Source organism: Roseomonas rosulenta (assembly GCF_016106005.1).
Classification (GTDB): Bacteria; Pseudomonadota; Alphaproteobacteria; order Acetobacterales; family Acetobacteraceae; genus Neoroseomonas; species Neoroseomonas rosulenta.
This window is the reverse complement of record NZ_JACADR010000277.1, coordinates 1-5905: the sequence shown is the minus strand read 5'-3', so window position 1 is coordinate 5905 and position 5905 is coordinate 1. Positions and strand designations below refer to the sequence as shown.

The window sequence follows — 5905 nt, the reverse complement described above, 5'->3', positions numbered from 1 at the left end:
GCTTGACTATGCTGGATCGCGCGACGGACCGCCTCTGTCGTGCGGGCGCAGCCGTGAAGAACCTGCCCCATAGCGCATCCCTCCATGCCAGGGAGAAGACTGCACCACCAAAGCCCGGGACCAAACACCTAGCCGATGCGGATCAGCCGCGTGACCTGGCCGTTGCTCTCCCAATAGGTCCTCTTGTTTGCGATGAGCGGGTCATCCATGGCCGGCTGCACCTGGCCGGACGCGTCGATGGCACGCGAGGTTATGCGGTGTTCACCCCGTTCCGCCGGCCAGTCGAGCGTCCAGATCCGCCACGCGGAGGGACCCTGGTCGGGCCCGGTGAGCGTGGCCCGCATCCACGGCCCGTCATCGATCCGCACCTCGACCGCGGCGATCGGGGCAGGCCCCCAGGCCATGCCGGCGATCCGGTGGCGGCCGTCGCGGAACGTGACGCGCGCGGGGGCGGATTTCAGCAGTTCGCGGCCGACCGCGGTCTCCTGGATGATCGTCTCGCCATTCCTGCGCTCCTCGCGGATGGTGACGTAATCGCGACCCATGAACCGGTTCACGAAGCGCGTGTCGCGCACCTCGATCCGCTGCAGCCACTTCACATTGGCGATCCCGTACCATCCGGGTGCGATCAGGCGCGTCGGCGCGCCATGCGCCGCCGGCAGCGCCTCCCCGTTCATCTCGTAGCACAGCATGGTCGCCGGGTTCATCGCGTCGTCGAGCGACATGCTGCGCGCGAAGCGCGTGGTGAACCGGAGCTCGAGCGGCGTCCCGCCGCGGACGACCTCGTCACCCTGATCGGCGCCAAAGAAGACGACTTCCTTGGCACCGTCCTTGAGTCCCGCCTGCCTGAGGATGTCGGCAAGCGATGCGCCGGCCCAGCGCGCGTTGCCGATCGCGCTCGTCAGGAAAGGCAGGCCGTGATTGCCCGAGCATTCGATCGTGAAGGTGACCTCCTGCCGTGGCCTGCCCCTCAGCTCCGCGAGCGAGAGCCGCAACGGCGTATCGACATGCCCCAGGATGTCGAGCCGCCACGCTCCGGCGTCGATCGCGGGCCAGCCGTAGTGCCCGATCTGGAAGAACCTCCCGGTCGGCGTGATCCAGCTGTCCAGGTCCTCCCAGCGCGGCAGGTTGCGTGCCACGTTCGCAAGCGGGGGCGGCACCGGCGCCGGCTGATCGGACCAGGGAATGAGCCGCTCGCCCTCCTGGGCGAACGCCATCCCAGCACCTCCTTGCAGCAGCACTGCAGCCGCCGCGCCTCCTTGCAGCAACAGATCCCGTCGTTGGATGTGGCTCATGTGCGTCCTCCCTGTCCGCATTGGACGTGAAGCACTCGGGACGAAGGACCGCGGCATGACGCCAGGCACAATGCTCCGCCGCGTGATACGCAGACGCGTGCATCAGCAGACGCGTGCATCATTCGCACCGGCCGGCGCCCGGTGGATCCCATGCCTTCGGAGCACAGCGCCAGAGGCCTTCGTCTCGCGAAGATACATCGGGGGACTGCTCGCACCCGCCACCCATAAAACTAGCATGGGAGGCGCCCGCAAATTCCGAAGTTTACGGAAGTTTCAGGCCTTGGACGCATGCGCTCCACTTGGCCGCTGAGGATGCGCGCCGAGCGATGCAGGCCCACCGGAAACGCCGAGGATCGGCGCCGGAACGCACCACCGGCAGTTCGATCACCGCCCGAGCATGTGCGCCAGCACGCTGTGCCCCCGCCTGTGGTGTATGACCGCGACCGTCGCGTGCCCGGCCGCAAGCACGACGAGGCTCCAGGCCAGGACCTGGTGGATGGCGCGCAGGGTTTCGTAGCTCGCCTCGTCCGGCTCGAGGACATGCGGGATGGGAACCAGCAGGAACATCACCGTTTCGATCTGTCCCGGCGCGGTGCTGGCGCTGAGGTAGCCGAGCACTGGCACCACCAGCAGCAGCGCATAGAGCGCGGCATGGCCGAGCCTCGCGGCGCTGTGCTGCCAGGCGGGCAGGCCAGGGTCCTCGGGCGGCCGGCCGCGCCGCGCGCGCAGCCACAGCCGCCAGAGCACCAGCGGCGGCACCAGCAGCCCGATCGTCTTGTGCACCTGGTAGGCGATGATCTTGGCCAGCAACTGCGTCAGCGGCAGCGCCACCATCACGAGGCCGATGGCGAAGCCGAGCACGACCAGCAGCGCCACCGCCCAGTGCAGCCACCGCTGCGCGGGGCTCCAGGCCTCAGATGATGATGCGGACACGCACCACCAGGCGGATCTCGTCGGAGATGGCGGCGGATTCGGCGGTCATGCCGAACTCCGACCGCTTCATGGTGCCGCCACCGGAGAACTCCGCCACGTCGCGCCCCAGCGCGGCGTCGCGCTTGCGGTCCACCAGGCGGGCCTCCATCCGGAGCGGGCGGGTGATGCCGCGGATGGTCAGGTCGCCCGCCAACGGAAACCGCGCAAGCGTGCCCTCGCCGGTGGCCTGGCCCGTGAAGCGCGCCTCCGGAAAGCGCTCGACATCGAAGAAGGCGGGGGATCGCAGCAGGTCCACCGCACCGGGATAGGCGAGCGCCACGGCGGCGGTGCGCACCGTGACCTCGACATGGGTGGTGAGCGGCTGGTCCGGGTCGATCAGCAACTCGGCCGCAAAATCCTCGAAGCGACCGGTGGAGGACAGCACCCCGAGATGCCGCGCCACGAATTCGAGCCGGCCGACCGCCTGGTCGAACACGTAGCGCGTGCGCGCCGTCGCCGGCCGGCCGAACGCCAGTGCGCCGCCGAGGCCGGCCGCGAAGCCCCGCCGTCCGATCACGCCTTTCGCCATGACGACCACCTCCGCGCCCCCTCATGTCGGGCGTCGGAACGGCCGCGCAACCCCCGCTTGCATCGTGCGCGGCGAAGCGTCATAAGGGCCTCCGACATCACCAGCCGGATTGACGGGGGGTGGCCTTGAAAGGGGCCGCCTTTTTTGTTGCTTGGACGCCATGGACGACCTTCCGCGGCATGAGGGGCTCGAGGCCCGCATTGCCGACGCCATCCTGCCGACGCTCGCGCATCTCGGCTACGAACTCGTGCGCGTGCAGGTCTCGGGCAAGGAACGCCCGACCGTGCAGGTCATGGCCGACCGCGCCGATGGCGCGCTGTTCCGCGTCGAGGATTGCGAGGCGATCAGCCACGCCATCGGCGCCGTGCTGGACGTGGCTGACCCGATCAGGGGCGAATGGGACCTCGAGGTGTCCTCGGCCGGGATCGACCGGCCGCTGACGCGGGCCAAGGACTGGAACCGCTTCGCCGGGCATGTCGCCAAGCTGGAACTCGCTATCCCGCAGGATGGGCGCAAGCGCTTCCGCGGCGTGGCTCTGGGCGCGGATGCCGACACGGCGCGGATGCGGCTGGATGACGGCACCGAAATGGCTTTCGCGCGGAGCAACATCCGCAAGGCCCAGCTGGTGCTGACCGACGAACTGATCGCCGCCACCGCGGCGCCACCGACCACGAACTAGGAGAGAGGCTCCATGGCCGCCGAGATCGCCATCGCCCGTCCCGAACTGCTCCAGGTTGCCGACGCCGTCGCGCGCGAGAAGATGATCGAGCGCGACGAGGTTCTGGAAGCGATGGAGCAGGCCATCCAGAAGGCCGGCCGCGCCAAGTACGGCCACGAGAAGGACATCCGCGCCGTCATCGACCGCCGCAACGGCGAGGTGAAGCTCTCCCGCTGGACCGAGGTGGTCGAGGCCGAGCCGGTCGAGAACGAGGCGACGCAGATCCCGGTGCGCATCGCGCAGAAGATCAAGCCGGGCATCCAGGTCGGCGAGTTCATCATCGACCCGCTGCCGCCGATCGATTTCGGCCGCATCGCCGCGCAGACCGCCAAGCAGGTGATCGTGCAGCGCGTGCGCGAGGTCGAGCGCGGCAAGCAGTTCCAGGAATACAAGGACCGCGTCGGCGAGATCATCAACGGCATCGTCAAGCGCACCGAGTACGGCAACCTGATGGTCGACCTGGGCCGCGCGGAAGCCCTGCTGCGCCGCGACGAGACCATCCCGCGCGAGGCCTTCCGCAACGGCGACCGCGTGCGCGCCTACATCTACGACGTGCGCGAGGAACCGCGCGGGCCGCAGATCTTCCTCAGCCGCACGCATCCGGGCTTCCTGGCGAAGCTGTTCGCGCAGGAAGTGCCCGAGATCTACGACGGCATCATCGAGATCAAGGCGGTCGCCCGTGACCCTGGTTCGCGCGCCAAGATGGCCGTGATCAGCCGCGATTCCTCCATCGACCCGGTCGGCGCCTGCGTCGGCATGCGCGGGTCGCGCGTGCAGGCGGTGGTCGCTGAGCTTCAGGGCGAGAAGATCGACATCATTCCCTGGTCGCCAGACTTCGCGACCTTCATCGTGAACGCGCTGGCGCCGGCGGAAGTGTCCAAGGTCGTGCTGGACGAGGACGGCAAGCGCTGCGAGGTGGTGGTGCCCGACGACCAGCTGAGCCTCGCCATCGGCCGCCGCGGGCAGAACGTCCGCCTGGCGTCGCAGCTGACGCGCTACGACATCGACATCCTGACCGAGGCCGAGGAATCCGAGCGCCGTCAGGAGGAATTCCGCAAGCGCACCGGCCTGTTCGTCGAGGCTCTGGACGTCGACGACGTGATCGCCGGCCTGCTGGTGCAGGAAGGCTTCGGCACCATCGAGGATATCGTGACCGTCGAGGACGAGGAACTGGCCGGCATCGAAGGCTTCGACGAATCCGTGGCCGCCGAGCTCAAGCGCCGCGCGGCGACCTTCATCGAGAAGCGCGACGGCGAGCTGGACGAGAAGCGCCGCGAGATGGGCGTGGACGACGTGTTGGCCGAGATCGGCGGGTTCTCCCCGGCGATGATGGTCACGCTCGGCGAAAAGGGCGTGAAGGGCCTCGAGGACCTGGCCGACCTGGCCGGCGACGAGCTCATCGAGATCCTGGGCGCCGAGGTGGTGGACGAGGAAACGGCCAACGCCATCGTCATGGAAGCGCGCCGCCGCGCGGGTTGGCTCGGCGACGAGGCCACGGAGGCCTGACCCACGCCATGACCGCAGCGCTGGCCGATTCAGCCGAGGAGGAGGACCCGCCCGAGAGCGGCCCGCTCCGCCGCTGCATCGCGACGCGCGAGAGCCTGCCGAAGGAGCGGATGCTACGTTTCGTGCTGGGGCCGGGCCGCGAGATCGTGCCGGATCTGCTCGGCAAGCTGCCGGGCCGGGGAATGTGGTTGAGCGCGCGGGGCGATGTGCTAGAACGCGCCTTGAGCCGCGGGGCCTTCATGCGGGCCGCGCGCGGACCCGTGACGCTTCCCTCCGACCTTCGTGCGCGGATCGAGGACGGTCTCCGCGCCCGCATCCGCGACCTGCTGGGCCTGGCCCGGCGGGCGGGGCAGGCGGTTTCCGGCTGGCAGGCCGGGCGCGAATGGCTTCAGGCCGGCCGCGCCGGGCTGCTGGTGCAGGCGGTGGATGGCAGCCTGGCGGAGCGTGCGCGCTTCGGTGGCCGAAATCTACCGGTGGTTGCGCCGCTGACGGCGGCGGAACTGGGTGGAGTATTCGGGCGCGACCACGCGGTGCATGTGGTGGTCTCTCCCGGCCGGCTGGCGGATGCCATCCGGCTCGAGGCCGAGCGGCTGGCGGGTTTCACCGCCGACGCGACGCAGACTTGATGCGGGGCGCGCAGGTCGCGCGACCCTGGGGCTTTGTTTTTTTGGATCGGGTTCGGATCGGCTGATGAGCGACCAGAACGAGCAGGACGCAGGCAAGAGCAGGCTGAGCCTTCGGCCCGGCGGACGTCTTGAACTCGGCAAGACCGTGGATGCCGGCAGCGTGCGGCAGTCCTTCAGCCATGGCCGGAGCAAGACCGTCCAGGTCGAGGTGGTGAAGAAGCGTCCTGTCGCGCCGCCGCCCAAGCCGGGCGTCACGCCG

General features: G+C 69.2%; 7 protein-coding genes. 4 read left to right on the top strand and 3 right to left on the bottom strand.

What is annotated here, in order from left to right:
• Nucleotides 1–128: 128 nt before the first annotated feature.
• From HW578_RS21935 to HW578_RS21925, 3 genes are all read right to left on the bottom strand, one after another.
• The gene (locus tag HW578_RS21935) at nucleotides 129–1352 is read right to left on the bottom strand and encodes a sulfite oxidase (protein WP_198372847.1); all 1224 of its coding nucleotides are present in this window, start codon (nucleotides 1350–1352) and stop codon (nucleotides 129–131) included.
• Between the two features lie 327 nt (nucleotides 1353–1679).
• A complete protein-coding gene (locus HW578_RS21930; RefSeq protein WP_198372846.1) occupies nucleotides 1680–2228 on the bottom strand; it encodes a cytochrome b in 549 nt (182 codons plus the stop codon).
• Entirely contained in the window at nucleotides 2209–2796 is a 588-nt protein-coding gene (locus tag HW578_RS21925; protein ID WP_198372845.1) for a YceI family protein, read from the bottom strand. Before HW578_RS21925 ends, HW578_RS21930 begins: the two co-directional genes overlap by 20 nt.
• A gap of 160 nt (nucleotides 2797–2956) precedes the next feature.
• Here HW578_RS21925 and rimP point away from each other — a divergent pair, with 160 nt between their 5' ends.
• From rimP to HW578_RS21905, 4 genes are all read left to right on the top strand, one after another.
• Nucleotides 2957–3475 carry a ribosome maturation factor RimP gene (gene rimP, locus HW578_RS21920; RefSeq protein WP_198372844.1) on the top strand — a complete coding sequence of 173 codons (519 nt, stop codon included), beginning with the start codon at nucleotides 2957–2959 and terminating at the stop codon, nucleotides 3473–3475.
• 12 nt (nucleotides 3476–3487) lie between these two features.
• Nucleotides 3488–5020 (top strand): transcription termination factor NusA, encoded by a 1533-nt coding sequence (gene nusA, locus HW578_RS21915; protein ID WP_198372843.1) that lies wholly within the window; start codon nucleotides 3488–3490, stop codon nucleotides 5018–5020.
• An 8-nt stretch (nucleotides 5021–5028) separates the two neighbouring features.
• On the top strand, nucleotides 5029–5646 hold the full coding sequence (locus tag HW578_RS21910; RefSeq protein WP_198372842.1) for an RNA-binding protein: 618 nt from the start codon (nucleotides 5029–5031) through the stop codon (nucleotides 5644–5646).
• Nucleotides 5647–5710: 64 nt separating this feature from the next.
• On the top strand, nucleotides 5711–5905 hold a 195-nt coding region (locus HW578_RS21905; protein WP_198372841.1), incomplete at its 3' end, for a translation initiation factor IF-2 associated domain-containing protein.

Excerpts from the sequence above, each read along its gene's own strand:
- HW578_RS21910 (WP_198372842.1), top strand. The coding sequence starts at position 5,029 with ATGACCGCAGCGCTGGCCGATTCAGCCGAGGAGGAGGACCCGCCCGAG.
- rimP (WP_198372844.1), top strand. The coding sequence starts at position 2,957 with ATGGACGACCTTCCGCGGCATGAGGGGCTCGAGGCCCGCATTGCCGAC.
- HW578_RS21925 (WP_198372845.1), bottom strand. The coding sequence starts at position 2,796 with ATGGCGAAAGGCGTGATCGGACGGCGGGGCTTCGCGGCCGGCCTCGGC.
- nusA (WP_198372843.1), top strand. The coding sequence starts at position 3,488 with ATGGCCGCCGAGATCGCCATCGCCCGTCCCGAACTGCTCCAGGTTGCC.
- HW578_RS21935 (WP_198372847.1), bottom strand. The coding sequence starts at position 1,352 with ATGCCGCGGTCCTTCGTCCCGAGTGCTTCACGTCCAATGCGGACAGGG.